This is a genomic window from Eggerthia catenaformis OT 569 = DSM 20559 (assembly GCF_000340375.1).
Taxonomy (GTDB): Bacteria; Bacillota_I; Bacilli_A; order Erysipelotrichales; family Coprobacillaceae; genus Eggerthia; species Eggerthia catenaformis.
This window is the reverse complement of the sequence record NZ_KB446648.1, coordinates 319263-334577: the sequence shown is the minus strand read 5'-3', so window position 1 is coordinate 334577 and position 15315 is coordinate 319263. Positions and strand designations below refer to the sequence as shown.

The following is a 15315-nucleotide window of genomic DNA, read 5'->3' as shown; positions in this document are numbered from 1 at the left end:
ATAAAGCACATAACTAAGTATGTGCCTTTTGTGATTTAATTACTTTTTGTGTTGAGAATGATTCTCTTTCTTTTTCTTCTAAAGATTCGGAAATCAGTTTCACTGTTTTCTGAAAATTTGGGATAGAGATATTCTTTAATGCATTTGCTCGAGTCTGAGTCTGTCTAATCGCATTTGCTAATCGATAGACTGAATTTTCTACCTCAGCTAACTTAACAGTTAATTCTTTTACCTCACTAAAGCAAACATAAGCGTAGTCTACTTTAGAATTTGCTTCTTCAAATCCATAAACTATATCTAAGCATTCTTTTTCATATTCTATACGTGGCAACTCTACCCCCATAACAGAACGATAACGTACTTTAATACCCTTATCAATAGGAACATCCTGAACAATATCAGAAATAATACCTAATGATATATTAGCATCCTGTAATGCATTATAAGCTTTCTGATAAGAGTTTGTAATCTGATCACGAATAAGTTTAACATCATCAATCAATCCCATCATTTCCTTAATTAAAACATTTCTTTTTTTATCCAAAAGATCATATCCCATCGCTGCTAATTCTAATGACTTTTTAGCCGCAATAAGATTTGTTTTTGTAGGTGTAACCTGTTTAGCCATTATTTCACTGCTTCCTGTAATTCTCTAATCACAAAATCTTCTTTTAAGCCAAACAGATTGACTGCTTTCTGATGATCATAGTACTGATCTAATAACTGATCATCTACTCGATCTAATGCATTTCTCGGTAAGACAGATAATAATGTCCATCCTAAATCAAGTGTTTCATTAATTGATCTATTAGTATCAGAACCCTGATTAAGAAAATGCTGTTCAAAAAGACGTCCAAATGTCATAAACTTTTTATCCGTTTCTGATAATTCATCTTCCCCAATAACAGATGTTAAAGCCTTAACATCCTGAACATGAGCATAAGCAGCAAATAACTGATTAGCTAAATCCTGATGATCACCTCTGGTATAGCCTTCACCAATACCATCTTTCATTAATCGTGAAAGTGAAGGCAACACATTAACCGGTGGGAAAATTCCCAACTGACTTAATTCCGGATCTAAAGTAATCTGTCCTTCTGTAATATATCCGGTTAAATCAGGAACCGGATGAGTTATATCATTATTTGGCATTGTCAGAATAGGAATCTGAGTTACAGAGCCTTTTGCTCCTTTAGCTATTCCGGCTCTTTCATATAATGATGCTAAATCTGAATAAAGATATCCGGGATAGCCTTTTCTCGCCGGGATTTCTCCTTTAGAAGATGAAAATTCACGTACTGCTTCACAGTAGCTTGTCACATCCGTATAAATAACTAAGACATGCATATCATGCTGGAATGCTAAATATTCAGCAGCTGTTAGAGCACATCTTGGTGTAAGAATACGTTCAATAATAGGATCATTTGCTAGATTTAAAAACATGACTACATGATCCATAATACCTGCTTCTTCAAATGATTTTCTAAAATAATTAGAAACATCATGAGTTACTCCCATCGCTGCAAAAACAACCGCAAAGCCCTGATCACTATCAGCAATCTGTGCCTGCTTAACAATCTGAACAGCCAATTGATTATGAGGCAATCCCGATCCGGAAAAGATTGGCAGTTTCTGCCCTCTAATTAATGTTGTTAAGGCATCAATAGAAGAAATACCCGTATTGATATAGTTACGTGGATAAACACGTGATACAGGATTTAATGGCAAACCGTTAATATCTTTGCTTTCTGTCGCATAAATATCTCCTAAACCATCAATAGGCTTCCCGGCTCCATTAAAAACTCTTCCTAATATTTCCATTGAAACAGGTAATTCCATGGGATGTCCTAATAAACGTGTTTTCGTATTTTTTAAAGATAGTGTATTGGTTCCTTCAAAAACCTGAATAACCGCTCTTTCTCCATCTATTTCTACAATACGACCTGAACGTGCTGAGCCATCCTGTAATGTTAATTCTACCATTTCATCGTATGATGCATCTTTAACATGGTCTAATACGACTAATGAACCATTAATATCATTTAATCCGACATATTGTAAAGTCATATTATTCCTCCTATTCTATCGATGCACAGATCTTATCAATCTTTGTATAATAATCATTAAATAATTCTAAATGATCATTAGGTACATCATATTTCATTTTTACTACTTCATCAAAAATACCTGTTTCAATAACAGTACGCATCGGTTTGCCTTCTGCTACAACTTCATTAGCTTTCTTATAAAGATAAAGAATGACTTCCATCATCTTAAACTGCTTATCTAATGGTACATAAGTATCATCTTTATGAAATGCATTCTGCTGAAGATATCCTACTCTAATCACTCTGGCAATCTCAATGATTAGTTTCTGATCATCTGGTAAAACGTCTGATCCCATTAATTGAACAATTTCCATAAGCTTAGATTCTTCAGCCAGAATAGAAGATAATTCCTGTCTATCATTCATAAACTGAGGATCTACATTCTTTATATACCATCTTTCAACATCAGGAATATATTCTGAATAAGACTGTGTCCAGTTAATCGCAAAATAATGTCTGGCATAGGCTAAAGCTTTATCCAGTGCCCAGAAGGTACGAACAAATCTTTTTGTATTCTGAGTAACCGGTTCAGAAAAATCAGATCCTTGAGGTGAAACTGCTCCAATAATAGTAACTGATCCTTTGGTATCATTAAGATTCTCAGTATATCCTGCTCTCTCATAAAAAGCAGCAAGTCTTGATGGAAGATAAGCCGGAAAACCTTCTTCTGCCGGCATTTCCTCTAATCGTCCTGAAATTTCTCTTAATGCTTCCGCCCATCTTGAAGTAGAATCAGCCATAATAGCACAATGATATCCCATATCACGATAATATTCTGCTAAAGTTACACCGGTATAAATAGAAGCTTCTCTGGCTGCTACCGGCATATTTGATGTATTCGCAATAAGAACTGTTCTATCTACTAACGGCTTATTGCTTTTAGGATCAATCAGTTCTGAAAATTCTTCCAGAACCTGAGTCATCTCATTCCCTCTTTCACCACATCCAATATAAATAATAATATCGGCATCACACCATTTTGCAATCTGATGCTGAGTCATTGTCTTGCCTGTTCCAAAACCGCCGGGAATAGCAGCTGTTCCCCCCTTAGCAATCGGAAATAAAGTATCTAATACTCGTTGTCCTGTTACCAAAGGCATTGAAATAGGAAGTCTTTTATTAACCGGTCTGGCATTTTTAATAGGCCATTTCTGACATAAGGATAGTTCCTGATCTCCATCCATTGTTTCAAGTATTACTACTGTATCATCAATCTTATAAAGACCGTTTGATTTTATTTCTTTAACAGTTCCTTTCATATAAGGAGGAACCATACATTTATGAGTAATCAAACCGGTTTCCGGAACAGTTGCATAAATATCTCCACCCTTTAAATAATCACCGGGCTTAACAGTAATTGTCACATCCCACAATTTCTCTTTATCTAAAGAATCTACATGACTGCCGGTAGGAATAAAATCTCCACTCTCTTTTGCGATAGACTTTAAGGGTCTTTCTACACCATCAAAGATATTTCTTAAGATACCGGGACCTAAGGTGAGTGAAATAGGATGTCCGGTTGAATAAACAGGTTCTCCCGGCTTTAATCCTGTTGTTGACTCATAAACCTGTATTGTTGTTTCATGAGCATTGACTGAAATAACCTCACCCATCAATCGTGTATTTCCTACATAGACCATTTCCATCATTGAAAATGCATCTGTATCTCTTACTTTTACAACGGGTCCATTGATTGAATAAACAACATCATTCATATCTTATCCCCCTATCTAATCACCAGTCCGGAATTCTTGTTAAACCATTCTTTCTGCGTTTTTAAAGCAAATTCTAATGTTTCATCAAGAACTAAATCAGACTGCTGATCTTCTATAATCATTCCGCCAATATGAATATTCTCACTTGATTGCAGTAGCACATTACGACCATATGCCTTCTTAATAAGATCAGTATACTGCAAATCTTCTTCCCTAACATAAATAACTGCATTCATAAATTGAGATTTACCGGCTTGTTTCGCTTTATTTTCTAAATATGCTCGATAATCTTTACTCTCTGTAAATAATTTTAATTCTTTTAATACTTCAGCAAAAATACTTTCCACATATTCATCTCTTTTTCTAATTAATTTCTTCATTCTTTGACTATTAAGTTCAGAAATCTCAGAAGCAGCCTGTGAATGAATATCATCAAGCTCCTGTTTCAAGCGCATATCCGCATTCTTCTTAGCTTCCATTTTAATAGAAGCCATTGCCTGATCCTCAATACTTTTTACTTCTGCTAAAATATCATTAATTGTCTGCTGAGATTCATTTTTAATTTCTTCACTCATAGTCATAAATATTTTTTCACTATCCATATATGACTCCTATAACTTAACCCCAATAGCCTGAGAAACATATCTATCAATAGCTTCTCCAATCTTTGATTCTCCATGACGATCAGGAATTTCAGTGATTAATGGCTTAGGCTGTTTTAATTTAATTTCAGAAATAACATTAGGCGCTAATTCAATCAGCTTGGTAGTTACTAGAATAATTGCCAGTGATTCATCTTTCATCTTATCTTCTAAAAGAGTTAAGAATTCTGCCCTAGTATGAACAACCTGACCTTCTATTCCCGCTAATCTTAAACCGGTTAAAGTATCAATGTTATCGCTGATGAGATAAAACTTCATGTCTGTCTCCTATAATGCATTAATAATCAGAATAGAGATTAACAAACCATAGATAGCAACACCTTCACCTAAGGCAACAAAAATCAGTGATCTCCCAAAATTCTCTGAATTTTCAGAGAAAGCCCCAATAGCAGCAGGAGCCGCACTGGCAACTGCAATACCTGCACCTAAAGCACTCATACCGGTAGCCAGGGCAGCAGCAATAAATCCTAATCCCTGAGCTAATGTACCGGCAATACTTGCTTCAGCGGCAAATACCGGTGATGATGATAATGACATAAATAATACTAAAGCAACTGCTCCAAAGAATCCTGAAACATGTAAAGCTAAACGATGCTTAGCAGAATCTTTAGAAACCTTTCCCTTAAAGACCTTTACTAAAGGTAATGTAAATACAATAACTACAACTGCTGGTAAAATAAATGTTAACATAATTTTTCTCCTATCTCTCTAATCTTTTTTTCATACTTACAAATGGTCTTCCGTTACCTTCATAATAACGAGAGAACATTTCATAAAACTCTAATCTTAAAACCTGAATACCCACAATCAGACCTTCCAATACCATCACAAAGATATTTCCTATCATTAATATTATAAAATATCCGGGTAATCCTAATGGCTTAATAACCATTTCCGCCAAAGTATAAACAACAAGCATCATACCGGCATGAGATAATACAAATCCGCCTACTCTTAAAAATGACATAGTATTAGTAATAAATGTAAGCAGGACATCAAATAATTCAAAGAATCCTTCTGTAAAGAATGATCCAAATCCTTCCGGAAACATTGGATATCCTTTAATCTTACGAGTTAATGGTTCTTTTAAAAACATTAATACTACCGGAAGCAGTAAGCCGATTAAGACAAACAGCACTCCTAAATGAAGCTTCAATCCTAATAAAGCATTCATCACAAATAAAAGGATACAGACATAAAAAACTAATCCTGATAAGCCATTCTGTGAAAAAGCATATTCACCAATATTCTTCTTTTTTATATTTGTATAAGTATTGAAGATAATTGAGACAATAATCAGAACTGCTCCAATCCCAATAGCTGTCCCTAGCAATGTCATAGTATTTTTAGCATCCATTGGTGTAAAAAATGGCACTAAAATCTTTTCACTGCCAAATACTGAACCAAAGAATATGCCAAAGATTATTGAGAATATACCAATTCTCATACCAATTTCTCCCAGCTTCATCTGTTTAAAATGACTAGCTAAGAACCCAACGATAATCAGAACCAGTCCCTGTCCTGCATCGCCAAACATAATACCAAATAAAAGACAGTAGGTAATCGCAACAAAATTTGTAGGATCCATATCAGTATAAGCAGGAACACCATACATCTCTACAAACATACCAAAAGGTTTTGAAAACCAGTTATTCTTTAATTGAGATGGAGGCTTTAAGCGATAATCACCTTGCGGCGGTGTTAAATCTACATGAACCATATTCATCTGTTCAAACTCATTCTTTATTTTTGTAGCATCGGCTACTTCAGCAAAACCATAGACAGCAGCACTCTTGCCAAAAACAACTACATATTTCTTAGCTTCTGTAATATCATCCAGAATCTGACAAGTATTATAAATAATTGATAATTCTGCAATATTCTGATTAATATGATCTCTACTTCTTTGATTTAATACACCTATATAATCAATACCTGTCCGGTTTTCTTTATTCAGTTCTTCAATAGCATCTTCAACTGTACCATGAACAAACTCAGGAACACGAATACGTTCAAAGAATAATGAAGAAAAAATATTATCAATTTCAGGGGCTTTGATACGGCTTGTTACATATAAAATATAAGCATCTTCACTACCTTCAGAAAAAACTCTATATAAGAACTCCTGTGATTTATAATATTCCAGTTTACTTAAATTAGCCTGCGGCAACCTGCCGAATCTCACCTGAAGATATTTAGTAGTGAAAAGCTGATCAAAATTAATATCAGAACCTTTCATATAACTGATATTCTTAATAGTTTCTTTATTCTCTTCAATCATTTCAGAAAGTTTTTCTCTAGTATCATTAATTGTTTCTATTCGTGTACTGAATTGTTCATAAAAATCAGCAGCACTGCTAACATCCATATCCTTATCAGCAATAGCATCTTTATTAAAACTGATATGATACTTCTTTGCGGCATCTTCTAATTTAACAATCAATTCATGATAAGGATTACTGGTGCTTAATACCTTAACATCCTTAACACTATCAGAAAACTTTGATGCCGGTTCTGGATGAAATATTTCACTTTTAATAAGCTTCGATAAAATAGTATCTGCACTTTCAACAGGAAACTCTATTTCTAAAAGCTCTAGTTTTGCGATTGACATGTGTCTCTCCTTCCTAATAGATTAATAATTTTCTTATTTCATCAGGACTTTCTCCATATCTAAGTCCTTCAATAATATGCTTTAAATTTTCTGTTTCCATAGCATGAATAAAAACATAAGTCATATAAACAAGCGGTGACTGAGAAGAAAATCTCATATGCCTTCTGGCAAGATTATAAACAATCTTCTGTGTATAGTACTCAATATAAACATATTCATTATCATCAACATAAAGCTTATAAGGCGACTTAGCAAGCTTTACCAATAATTCATCAGCATCTTTACTACTGATTAAATCATTTATCATCTTCTTGCTCATTCTCGAATGATCTAATAAAAGAACACTCTTAATATCCTGATCATTTGTCTGAAAATATTTCTTCAAGCGATAGATCTTAGTAATATTCTCCAGCTCCAGCTGTGTTTCTATCATTGTTAGTAATTCAGCTCTCTGTTTACCCTTGTAGAGATGATTAATAGTTTCTATATAAGTATCATAAAAAGCCCGTTTAAGCTCTAATTCAAGAGTATTCATGTTAAAACTTTTTTGCATACAGACCATCTTTAAAACACTCTGATACCGTGTCTTTTCTAATAAATAATAAAGATCTTCAAGACTTCTTACTTCTAATAATCTTTCTACCGGAAACGAAGCATATTTCTTTAAGTATCCCGGAAAAGAAAGATGAAAGTCATCTAATCGATTATTCATTAAGCTTCTAATACGATGAAGAATAATCTCTATTTCATTCTTAGTAATACCTAAAGAATAAAAAGACTGTTCTTTTTTAGGAGCATAACGAATCATCCGACTAACTCTAAAAAAAGATTCCTCATTTAAAATAGCCTCTAATCGTCCACGATGAATATCTTCTCTGATTCCCTCAAATACTTTTGCATAATCTGTATCAGATCTTAAATATGCCACAACATCAGCGATGCTTCTTCTTTCCAAAAGCTGATTATAATCTGCACCATCTAAATGATGACCATACATAGCTCTTGCTTTTGCGAGTATGGCTTTATCTGAAAGTCCCATCTTACTGCTTACATCTTTCTACCATAGTCTTAATCCACTCATTTTTATGCTCATTATAATATATAGAAAGACTATTTAGCTGTTCTTTATAAGTTTCTTCATTTTTTGCTTTTGTAGAAGCAATAGATGCTTCTAGCTCCGCTTTCTTTTTATCCAGTCTCTTTTGATATTCAGCTACAAATTCATTATAGATTTCTTTCTTTCGCTTATTCATATTAGCCTTTGATTCAGCTTTCTGCTTTTTAGCCTCTTCAACTGCCTGACTGCACTGATGATCTAAAGAGATAATATCGTTAATGAGTTTATCCATATCATTCACCCCTTATCTAAGAGTCAATACTACTCTTATTTTATTAAAATTCAAGCATTTGAAACCGCTTATCCCCTTGATTTTCTTTAATATACTTGATTTATATGATTATTATATCAATTAGACTATAATATTAACAGAGTTTGTCCTATAATAAATAAGTAATGGAGGATTATTATGTATTTACTTGCAAGTGATTTTGACAATACCCTATATTTTAATGGCTCATTTCATCAAGAAGATCTGGAAGCTATTAAAAGATTTCAGAATACCGGACATAAGTTTGGAGTCTGTACCGGACGACAGCTTAATGGCATTACAATACCAAGTATTGGCTATGATATTTCCTATGACTTCTATATTACCTGTTCAGGAGCTATGATTCTAGATAAGCATCAGCATATTATTTTTGAAAAAACAATTCCTTATCATTTTGTTAAGGAAATTAATCAGAAAATAAATGCTTGGATTTCTATTTCTTCTGATAATAAGGTATATGTCTGTGGAACAAATAAAAAACTTCCTCCGGATATGGGTACAAAAATTGATTCTTTAAATGATCTGAAGATTGAAGAAGTCACTGATTTTAATTTTCATTTTAAATCTTCTGAACTTAAAGAAGCTAAATTATGCTGCGATTATATTAATACTTACTATCAAGATTATATGATTGCTTTTCAAAATAATGAGCATGTTGATGTTGCTCCTGTAAACTGTTCTAAGGGCAATGGTTTAAAATTTATGGAAAAATACTATATGAGTCAAAAAACTATTGCGATTGGTGATAGCTGGAATGATATAACAATGCTTGATGCCGCTTCAATGGCTTATTGTTTTAATTATTCTCCTAAGGAATTAAAGAAGAAAGCTGATATGATTATCCATTCAGTTAATGAATGTATTAATGATATATTACAGTGATTTCTTAATGAATTGACAAAATAATTGACACATGATAAGTTTAAGTATCATAGAATAGGAGGACTCGTATGGTTATTGGTATAATAGGGCTGGGAACAGTCGGATTTGGAGTAGCCGATATCTTAACAAAAGAAAAGACAAGATTAGAAAAAACAATAAATGAAGAAGTCAGAGTCAAATATGGCTGTGCCTTAGAAAAAGTGAGTCTTAGTCCGGATATTATCTACACTGCTGATTATCATCAAGTTATCAATGATCCTGAAGTTAATGTTGTTGTGGAGCTGATAGGCGGAACAACAATCGCAAAATCTATTATTCTAGAAGCTTTAAATAATAAAAAGCATGTTGTGACTGCAAATAAAGCTTTACTTGCTCATGAAGGAAAAGAAATATTTGAAACAGCTTATGAGAATGGTGTTCATATTTTTTATGAAGCCAGTGTCGGCGGAGGAATACCTGTTGTAGTCAGTGAAAAAGAAGATCTGATTGCAAATAATATCAGTAAAATAGAGGGTATTCTTAATGGAACAACAAACTTTATTCTTTCTTTAATGGAAACAGATAATCTTGATTTTGATGAAGCTTTAAAAATCGCTAATGATTTAGGTTTTGTAGAAGCCAATGCTTCATTGGATCTGGATGGCATTGATGCAGCCCATAAGATTAAGATATTAGCAATGAATGCTTATCATAAGCATTTTGACTTTGATCTGATTACAACAAGAGGTATCCGTTCTGTTACTAAAAAAGATATGGATTATGCTAAAAAGCTTGGCTATCGCATTAAGCTGATTGCTAAAAGTGAATTATATGAAGATAGTATTGGCATTGATGTTTCACCTACTCTTATTCCCTTAACTGATATTGTTGGAAATGTTATGGGGGCTTATAATGTTGTTGAAATCACAACTGATTATTTAGAAAATGTTCTTTATTATGGTAAAGGTGCAGGACGCTATGTAACCGCAAGTGCTGTTGTAAGTGATATTATAAAAACTCATAATAAAGAAATATGGTCACATGATTATCCTGTTACTGATAAGATTAAGCCAATCACAAGATCTCAGTATTATATTCGCACCAATCAAATGCTTAATATTAGATATGAGTCCTATTTAGTTATAGAAAAAGAGCATATCTATATTACAGAAGAATATGATCTTAAAGAGCTAAAAGAATTATTAAAAGATACGGAATATCAATATTTCAAAGTAAGAAGCTAGGAGGCTATTATGAATAGAAAACTAAAAGTAGGTATTCTTGGAGCAACAGGAATGGTCGGTCAGAGATTTATTGTTCTCTTAGAGAATCATCCCTATTTTGAAATAAAGGCTATTGCTGCCAGTCCTAAAAATGCCGGTAAGACATATAATGAAGCTGTTAAAGGGAGATGGAAAATGGATATGTCTATTCCTGAAGCAGTTAAAAATCTTGTCTTATTAGATGTGAATGATATAGATACAATGGCTTCTCAGGTAGACTTTGTCTTTTCCGCTGTTGATATGAGTAAAGATGAAATCATGGCTATTGAAGAAGCTTATGCAAAGGCTGAAACACCTGTTATATCAAATAATAGTGCTCATCGCTGGACACCTGATGTACCAATGATTATTCCTGAAATTAATGATTATGCTACAGATATCATTCAATACCAGAAAGAAAGATTACAGACAAAAAACGGTTTTATTGCTGTAAAGCCTAATTGTTCTATTCAATCTTATACACCGGTCCTCACCGCATGGAAAGAATTTGAACCCTATGAAGTTGTTGTAACAACCTATCAGGCTATTAGCGGAGCAGGCAAAAACTTTAAAGACTGGCCTGAAATGAATAATAATATTATTCCATTTATTGGCGGTGAAGAAGAGAAATCTGAGCAAGAACCGCTAAGAATTTGGGGTCATATTGACCATCAGAAAAAAGTCATTGTTCCTTTAGATGAAAAAACAATTACTATTACTTCTCAATGTATCAGAGTTCCTGTTCTCTATGGACACACAGCTGCCGTATTTGTTAAGTTTAGAAAGAATCCATCAAAACAAGAATTAATAGAGAAACTAATCAACTTTAAAGGTACACCACAGGACTTACATCTTCCTCATGCCCCTAAACAGTTTATTCAATATCTGGAAGAAGACAACAGACCACAGGTATCTTTAGATGTCAATTATGAAAATGGATTTGGTATTTCTGTAGGAAGACTCAGACAAGATAAAATTTATGATTGGAAGTTCATAGGTCTTTCTCATAACACTATCAGAGGAGCTGCCGGCGGTGCACTCTTATGTGCTGAACTGCTTAAAGCTAAAGGATTCTTAAAAGAGAAATAAAGGATTAAATCCTGTAAGACAGGACTTAATCCTTTTTATGTGATTCTCCCAATCACATTTATCAGTTTTTATAATTTCATTCATATGATGTAAGTATAATCATTTATGAATTATTCATAGTGAGCAATACTCTCCTTTAATTCTCTAACAATATCTTCTCTTAAACTATCAGGAGCAATAACCTGTAATTTACTGCCCATCATCATAGCCCAAAACTTTAATCCCGCAGTTATTTTTAAATCAGATACTATTGCTTTATAATAATGATCTTTTAACTTAGTCAGATTAATACTCTCACCAAATCTGGAAACAGTTTCTCTCATAAGAGATTCATGAAAAATGAAAACAAAGTCTGTTTCTTTCCCATTAATAAACATATTAAAAGACTTAATATATTCATCTAAATCATACTGTTCAGTAATATCTATATAATGACTTCTGGAAGCGCTCATTACTCTTCTCATACGATCAATACGATAAGTGGAAAGCATATCTTTTCTCTTATGGTAGTAACCAATCAGATAATAATGATTATTATCAATGATAATCTTATAAGGAGATACCAAATAATCCTTAGAGGATACTTCTATAGGATGATGATTTTCTATCTTATAATCAACATATTTAAAAGAAATATTCTTATTCTGATCAATTGCATGAATAATATTAGATAAATTTAATAACAGAGAATGATTCTGTGATGATTCGACATGATTCACAGTTAATCTATTAAGCTGAATCAGAGATGATAACTGTCTTATCTTATCTATTAATAATTTCTTATCCTGATAAGATGCATCTTTATTAAAGATAACTGAATCCAATAACAGTTGTATCTGTCCATCTTCAAAAAATCCTTCTATAACATAATACCCATAGCTTTTTTTAGAAAGAATATATTTCTTTTGCATAAGCAACAAAAAGAAATCATTAATAATCTTAACGAGTTTGATGATTTCTTTTTTATTGCTTGTAAGTGAATAATCAGACTCTAAAATCTGAATAATCTGATAAGATGTTAAATGATGATGTTCTATCAGTATTTTTAATAAATAATAGATTTTATTTCCCATATTTCTCCTAACTATAAGATACCTCATACATTTTATGATTCTGATGATAATGTCTTAATAATTTATAAGTCCCAATTAAATCATAAGAAGAATATAAATCTAAAACTTTATCATGCGGCTGATCATTCATTGCATAGAGATAATAATAAGCTTTTTCTATTTGATTTTCAATAAGTGAAAAATAAGCTGCCTGTTCTTCATTAATGTAGCTTTTATGATAAAGGGTCTCAATAATTGTTTTTGTATCAATGTTCACTAGATGTCTTAATATTCTATATAAATTGATTTTATCCTCAATTTTTAATAATTCGTCTTTCAGATGAATTTTAATATAGTCAAATTCTCTTTCCTGTGAAAAGAAATAATTCATCATGATTAAATCATTTTCCAAGTCATCAAAATTATCTGTACTATAGAGATGCTTTATGCCCAGATTAAGATAATGCTGATGCTTTTTTTGAATCATAAGCTTTAACTGCTTCATAGTAAAGCACTGCTCAAGTTTTTTATTATAACCTTCTTTATCAATACTGTAGATATAATCCTTAGCATCCTCTAAATTAATAAACATTAAGTTTAAATAGTTTTTTAACATATATCATCTCTCCTTTTCTGATATAAGAATATCAGAAAACAACAGATAATGTCGTATTTTAACCATGACTAAGACCTAAATAAAGGACTATCTATACAATAACAAAAAATAGATGGAAAATCCATCTATTCCTGATAATCTTTTATAAATTGAACACCAACTCCACCAATACCCATATGAGCACCAACAACAGCAGGCAATTCTCTTACAATAACATCACATTCTCCCAGTTGTGATTCTAAATAGTCTTTCATAGTTAAAGCTGTCTCATTCGCAAGAACATGTTCAATCGCAAATTTATAGTCTTGATTGTTTACTCCTAACTCTATCATTCGATCAATAGGTACTTTAATAGCTTTTTTCATTGTACGTACCTTACATAATGTATCGATCTTGCCTCCCAGTTCATGATTTAATTCCATCACCGGAATAATCTTTAATAGTCCTGCCAGCATAGCAACAGCCGGAGTAATACGTCCGCCTTTTCTTAAATGTTCAAGATTAGGAACCATAATAATAGTACCTGATGATTGAACCATTTGATCTAAAATTTCTTTTATTTCTTGAGCAGTTTTATTCTGTTCTATTAGTTTTTTAGCAGTTTCTACTAAGACTCTCTGTATTCTTGCGGTTGCATGAGAATCAATTAATGTGATTGGCAATCCGGTTTCTCTAGCAGCAGCTTTCATTGAAGCAATTGTAGATGATAAGCCTGAGGCAATACTAATACCTATCACTTCATGATATCCATCTCTCTTAATATCCTGTAATACAGAGATCATTTCTCCTAAAGGAGGCTGTGACGTTAATACAATCTGGTCTTCTTTTTCCATCTCTTCAAATACATTAAGACTTGTGGTTTCAATCTGATCTAAATATGCATGACCACGCATTGTTATAGATAGTGGAGCTATATATATTCCTTCATGTTCATCTCTGATTTCGATCTGACATCCACTATCTGTAAATATAGCTATCTTATTCATATTAACCTTTTTCCTCCCTTTGCCTTATTATAGGACAATTTATTCATATTTACAAATTTTTCATTGTGAGATTTTTTAAAGCATGTAAAATAATATATGAAAGGAATCTCATAATGAAATCAGTTAAAAATTATACCAGATACAGCCGGACTATTAAAAAATCCGAATTTATAACCCATCTTATCCCTTGTAATCATTTAGAAGATATAGAACATCTTATTAATAAGTATTCTAAAAATGATGCCTCACATAACTGCAAAGCTTATATTATAGGTACTCATGAAAAAGCTGATGATGATGGAGAGCCAAGCGGTACAGCAGGATTACCTATGCTAAATGTTTTAAAAAGACAGGAACTGACAAATATTCTAGTAATAGTGACCAGGTATTTTGGCGGTATTAAGTTAGGAGCAGGAGGACTAACCAGAGCTTACACAAATAGTGTTGCTGATGCATTAAAAAAAGCGGAGATTGTTGAAAAAGAATTGGTAAAACTCTATCAGATTAATACTGATTACCATTTTTCTAAAAAAATTGAGTATATGATCCATACTGCCAATCTTCCTTTACTCTCTATCTCTTATGATACTCATGTTCATTATCAGATTTATTTAAAGAATCCTTCTTTCTTAGATCAGATTAAAGATCTGACTTCTAATCAATACAGTTACAAGATCATTGGTGAAGATTATATAGAAAAGTACTAACAGAGATATTTATCTCTGTTTTTATTTACATGATATAGCATTAAAAAAGGAAGATTCTTAAGAATCTTCCTTAATTTTTATATAGAAACTACATCTGAACCTAAAGGATTAGTATTAATTTTCTCTCAATCTTCTTCTCATCCTTATAAATTCAATAGCTCCAAATACCCCACCGGATGTGAGAAGCATAAGTGTATAGAGCATAATATTGCTGTTATCACCTGTTTCAGGTTTATCTGGTGTTGGTTTTTCAGG

Annotated in this window: 16 protein-coding genes; 4 read left to right on the top strand and 12 right to left on the bottom strand. The window is 32.5% G+C overall.

Translation table 11 applies throughout. From position 1 onward, the window contains the following. Nucleotides 1-13 precede the first annotated feature (13 nt). Genes HMPREF9943_RS06420 through HMPREF9943_RS06380 form a run of 9 tightly spaced genes read right to left on the bottom strand, consistent with a single transcriptional unit; the run spans nucleotide 14 to nucleotide 8448 of the window. The gene (locus HMPREF9943_RS06420) at nucleotides 14-628 is read right to left on the bottom strand and encodes a V-type ATP synthase subunit D (RefSeq protein ID WP_004803219.1); all 615 of its coding nucleotides are present in this window, start codon (nucleotides 626-628) and stop codon (nucleotides 14-16) included. After that, nucleotides 628-2067, bottom strand: a complete 1440-nt coding sequence (locus HMPREF9943_RS06415) for a V-type ATP synthase subunit B (protein WP_004803218.1) — start codon at nucleotides 2065-2067, stop codon at nucleotides 628-630. The genes HMPREF9943_RS06420 and HMPREF9943_RS06415 overlap by 1 nt, the downstream gene beginning before the upstream one ends. Nucleotides 2068-2077: 10 nt before the next feature. After that, nucleotides 2078-3823, bottom strand: coding sequence for a V-type ATP synthase subunit A (locus HMPREF9943_RS06410; protein WP_004803217.1), 1746 nt, complete (start codon nucleotides 3821-3823; stop codon nucleotides 2078-2080). An 11-nt stretch (nucleotides 3824-3834) separates the two neighbouring features. Further along, nucleotides 3835-4425, bottom strand: coding sequence for a V-type ATP synthase subunit E (locus tag HMPREF9943_RS06405; protein WP_004803216.1), 591 nt, complete (start codon nucleotides 4423-4425; stop codon nucleotides 3835-3837). Between the two features lie 9 nt (nucleotides 4426-4434). Further along, on the bottom strand, nucleotides 4435-4743 hold the full coding sequence (locus HMPREF9943_RS06400) for a V-type ATP synthase subunit F (protein ID WP_004803215.1): 309 nt from the start codon (nucleotides 4741-4743) through the stop codon (nucleotides 4435-4437). 9 nt (nucleotides 4744-4752) lie between these two features. Next, nucleotides 4753-5175 (bottom strand): ATP synthase subunit C, encoded by a 423-nt coding sequence (locus HMPREF9943_RS06395; protein ID WP_004803214.1) that lies wholly within the window; start codon nucleotides 5173-5175, stop codon nucleotides 4753-4755. Nucleotides 5176-5185: 10 nt separating this feature from the next. After that, nucleotides 5186-7099, bottom strand: coding sequence for a V-type ATP synthase subunit I (locus tag HMPREF9943_RS06390; protein ID WP_004803213.1), 1914 nt, complete (start codon nucleotides 7097-7099; stop codon nucleotides 5186-5188). Between the two features lie 13 nt (nucleotides 7100-7112). Then, on the bottom strand, nucleotides 7113-8138 hold the full coding sequence (locus HMPREF9943_RS06385) for a V0D/AC39 family V-type ATPase subunit (RefSeq protein ID WP_004803212.1): 1026 nt from the start codon (nucleotides 8136-8138) through the stop codon (nucleotides 7113-7115). A gap of 1 nt (nucleotide 8139) precedes the next feature. Then, nucleotides 8140-8448, bottom strand: coding sequence for a hypothetical protein (locus HMPREF9943_RS06380; protein WP_004803211.1), 309 nt, complete (start codon nucleotides 8446-8448; stop codon nucleotides 8140-8142). A 177-nt stretch (nucleotides 8449-8625) separates the two neighbouring features. Between HMPREF9943_RS06380 and HMPREF9943_RS06375 the strand changes: the two genes are divergently transcribed. From HMPREF9943_RS06375 to asd, 3 genes are all read left to right on the top strand, one after another. After that, nucleotides 8626-9369 carry an HAD-IIB family hydrolase gene (locus HMPREF9943_RS06375; RefSeq protein WP_004803210.1) on the top strand — a complete coding sequence of 248 codons (744 nt, stop codon included), beginning with the start codon at nucleotides 8626-8628 and terminating at the stop codon, nucleotides 9367-9369. Nucleotides 9370-9437: 68 nt separating this feature from the next. Further along, nucleotides 9438-10592, top strand: coding sequence for a homoserine dehydrogenase (locus HMPREF9943_RS06370; protein ID WP_004803209.1), 1155 nt, complete (start codon nucleotides 9438-9440; stop codon nucleotides 10590-10592). Between the two features lie 9 nt (nucleotides 10593-10601). Then, nucleotides 10602-11699 (top strand): aspartate-semialdehyde dehydrogenase, encoded by a 1098-nt coding sequence (gene asd / locus HMPREF9943_RS06365; RefSeq protein WP_004803208.1) that lies wholly within the window; start codon nucleotides 10602-10604, stop codon nucleotides 11697-11699. Nucleotides 11700-11809: 110 nt separating this feature from the next. Here the strand turns inward: asd and HMPREF9943_RS06360 are convergent, their stop codons facing one another. The 3 genes from HMPREF9943_RS06360 to HMPREF9943_RS06350 all read right to left on the bottom strand — a co-directional run bounded on the left by HMPREF9943_RS06360 (nucleotide 11810) and on the right by HMPREF9943_RS06350 (nucleotide 14353). Continuing rightward, nucleotides 11810-12772, bottom strand: a complete 963-nt coding sequence (locus tag HMPREF9943_RS06360; protein WP_004803207.1) for a helix-turn-helix transcriptional regulator — start codon at nucleotides 12770-12772, stop codon at nucleotides 11810-11812. A 7-nt stretch (nucleotides 12773-12779) separates the two neighbouring features. After that, a complete protein-coding gene (locus tag HMPREF9943_RS06355; protein WP_004803206.1) occupies nucleotides 12780-13367 on the bottom strand; it encodes a hypothetical protein in 588 nt (195 codons plus the stop codon). Between the two features lie 125 nt (nucleotides 13368-13492). Continuing rightward, nucleotides 13493-14353, bottom strand: coding sequence for a DegV family protein (locus HMPREF9943_RS06350; RefSeq protein ID WP_004803205.1), 861 nt, complete (start codon nucleotides 14351-14353; stop codon nucleotides 13493-13495). A gap of 113 nt (nucleotides 14354-14466) precedes the next feature. Between HMPREF9943_RS06350 and HMPREF9943_RS06345 the strand changes: the two genes are divergently transcribed. Next, nucleotides 14467-15060 carry a YigZ family protein gene (locus HMPREF9943_RS06345; protein ID WP_004803204.1) on the top strand — a complete coding sequence of 198 codons (594 nt, stop codon included), beginning with the start codon at nucleotides 14467-14469 and terminating at the stop codon, nucleotides 15058-15060. The last annotated feature ends 255 nt before the right edge of the window (nucleotides 15061-15315 follow it).

What these genes read in the sequence shown, in the direction of transcription:
- HMPREF9943_RS06420 (WP_004803219.1), bottom strand. Translation starts at nt 628, where the DNA reads ATGGCTAAACAGGTTACACCTACAAAAACAAATCTTATTGCGGCTAAA.
- HMPREF9943_RS06415 (WP_004803218.1), bottom strand. Translation starts at nt 2,067, where the DNA reads ATGACTTTACAATATGTCGGATTAAATGATATTAATGGTTCATTAGTC.
- HMPREF9943_RS06410 (WP_004803217.1), bottom strand. Translation starts at nt 3,823, where the DNA reads ATGAATGATGTTGTTTATTCAATCAATGGACCCGTTGTAAAAGTAAGA.
- HMPREF9943_RS06405 (WP_004803216.1), bottom strand. Translation starts at nt 4,425, where the DNA reads ATGGATAGTGAAAAAATATTTATGACTATGAGTGAAGAAATTAAAAAT.
- HMPREF9943_RS06400 (WP_004803215.1), bottom strand. Translation starts at nt 4,743, where the DNA reads ATGAAGTTTTATCTCATCAGCGATAACATTGATACTTTAACCGGTTTA.
- HMPREF9943_RS06395 (WP_004803214.1), bottom strand. Translation starts at nt 5,175, where the DNA reads ATGTTAACATTTATTTTACCAGCAGTTGTAGTTATTGTATTTACATTA.
- HMPREF9943_RS06390 (WP_004803213.1), bottom strand. Translation starts at nt 7,099, where the DNA reads ATGTCAATCGCAAAACTAGAGCTTTTAGAAATAGAGTTTCCTGTTGAA.
- HMPREF9943_RS06385 (WP_004803212.1), bottom strand. Translation starts at nt 8,138, where the DNA reads ATGGGACTTTCAGATAAAGCCATACTCGCAAAAGCAAGAGCTATGTAT.
- HMPREF9943_RS06380 (WP_004803211.1), bottom strand. Translation starts at nt 8,448, where the DNA reads ATGGATAAACTCATTAACGATATTATCTCTTTAGATCATCAGTGCAGT.
- HMPREF9943_RS06375 (WP_004803210.1), top strand. Translation starts at nt 8,626, where the DNA reads ATGTATTTACTTGCAAGTGATTTTGACAATACCCTATATTTTAATGGC.
- HMPREF9943_RS06370 (WP_004803209.1), top strand. Translation starts at nt 9,438, where the DNA reads ATGGTTATTGGTATAATAGGGCTGGGAACAGTCGGATTTGGAGTAGCC.
- asd (WP_004803208.1), top strand. Translation starts at nt 10,602, where the DNA reads ATGAATAGAAAACTAAAAGTAGGTATTCTTGGAGCAACAGGAATGGTC.
- HMPREF9943_RS06360 (WP_004803207.1), bottom strand. Translation starts at nt 12,772, where the DNA reads ATGGGAAATAAAATCTATTATTTATTAAAAATACTGATAGAACATCAT.
- HMPREF9943_RS06355 (WP_004803206.1), bottom strand. Translation starts at nt 13,367, where the DNA reads ATGTTAAAAAACTATTTAAACTTAATGTTTATTAATTTAGAGGATGCT.
- HMPREF9943_RS06350 (WP_004803205.1), bottom strand. Translation starts at nt 14,353, where the DNA reads ATGAATAAGATAGCTATATTTACAGATAGTGGATGTCAGATCGAAATC.
- HMPREF9943_RS06345 (WP_004803204.1), top strand. Translation starts at nt 14,467, where the DNA reads ATGAAATCAGTTAAAAATTATACCAGATACAGCCGGACTATTAAAAAA.